This window comes from Mitsuaria sp. TWR114 (genome assembly GCF_007997345.1).
Genome location: NZ_VOSR01000950.1, coordinates 1 through 1,603, shown reverse-complemented (window position 1 = coordinate 1,603; position 1,603 = coordinate 1). Strand labels below are relative to the sequence as shown.

At 69.0% G+C, this 1,603-nt stretch carries 1 protein-coding gene; it reads left to right on the top strand.

Annotated features, from left to right (window positions below):
- Positions 1 to 1,603: PhoX family phosphatase (locus tag FUT87_RS26210; RefSeq protein ID WP_147242879.1), on the top strand; the 1,603-nt coding region annotated here is incomplete at both ends.

The following is a 1,603-nucleotide window of genomic DNA, read 5'->3' as shown; positions in this document are numbered from 1 at the left end:
GGGCGATCCGATGCACTTCGGCGACGAGTCCTGGAAGGACGACGGCTCCGAGGCCGCCGACTCCTACAACCGCCGCATCGGTGACGGCCACGACGGCATGTACTGGTTCGGCATGAGCGACGCCGGCGCCTTCGACGCCAAGCGCTCGGACCGCGGCCTGCTGGCGGTGAACCACGAGTACGTCGTCGCGCCCTACGGCCTGCACCCCGCCGGCCGCGCCGCGGGCGCCACGCGCAACGCCACCGAGGTCGAGAAGGAGATCTACGCGCACGGCGTCAGCGTCGTCGAGGTCAAGCGCGACGGCGCCAACACGACGATGGTGCGCGGCTCGCGCTACAACCGCCGCGTGACCTCGGCCACGACGATGGACATCACCGGCCCGGCCAAGGGCCACCTGCTGCTGCAGACGCTGTTCAGCCCGACCGGCGTGCAGACCCGCGGCACCAACAACAACTGCGCCAATGGCTACACGCCGTGGGGGACCTACCTGACCTGCGAGGAGAACTACCTCAACGTGATCAGCCGGGCCGCCGGCGATGACGCGCTGCGGGCGGGCGGCGCCAAGGAGGTGTCCAGCCTCAACCGCTACGGCCTGCCGCAAAACCGCAAGAGCCCCTACCTGTGGGACACCGCGGGCACGGCCGACCTGTTTGCGCGCTGGAACTCGTCGGTGACCGGCGCCTCCGCCGCGGCCGACTACCGCAACACGATCAACACCTTCGGCTGGGTGGTGGAGATCGACCCGTTCGCGCCGGACTCGACGCCGGCCAAGCGCACCGCGCTGGGCCGCTTCAACCATGAAGGCGCCTGGCCGGCGGAAGCCGTCGCCGGCAAGCCGATCGTGATCTACATGGGCGACGACTCGCGCAACGAGTACATCTACAAGTTCGTCTCCAAGGCCAACTGGGACGCGGCCGACATCGGCAAGGGCATGGCCGCCGGCGCGAAGTGCCTGGACGAAGGCACGCTGTACGTCGCCAAGTTCAATGCCGACGGCACCGGCACCTGGGTGGAACTGAGCTTCGGCAAGAACGGCCTGGACGGGACCAACGCGACCTACGCCTTCGCCGACCAGGGCGACGTGCTGATCAACGCGCGCCTGGCGGGCGACGTCGTCGGCGCCACGAAGATGGACCGGCCGGAATGGGGCGCGGTGCATCCGACCAATGGCGAGGTCTACATGACCCTGACCAACAACAACGACGCGAACCGCGTGTCCCCGACAGCGACAGCGACCGGCCGCCAAGCCAAACCGGACGCCGCGAACCCGCGCTACTACGAGGACCTGAAGGGCGCCAGCTCGCAGAAGGGCAACCCGAACGGCCACATCATCCGCTGGAAGGAAGACGCGGCCGACGTGACCAAGATGACCTGGGACGTCTACCTGTTCGGCGCGCAGGCCGACGCGGCGGCGGACGTCAACCTGTCCTCGCTCACCGACGTCAACGACTTCTCCAGCCCCGACGGCCTGTATTTCGACAAGCGCGGCATGCTGTGGATCCAGACCGACGACGGCGCCTACACCGACGTGACCAACTGCATGATGCTGGCGGCGCTGCCGGGCAAGGTCGGCGACGGCGGCGTGGCCACGGCCGCGGGCGGC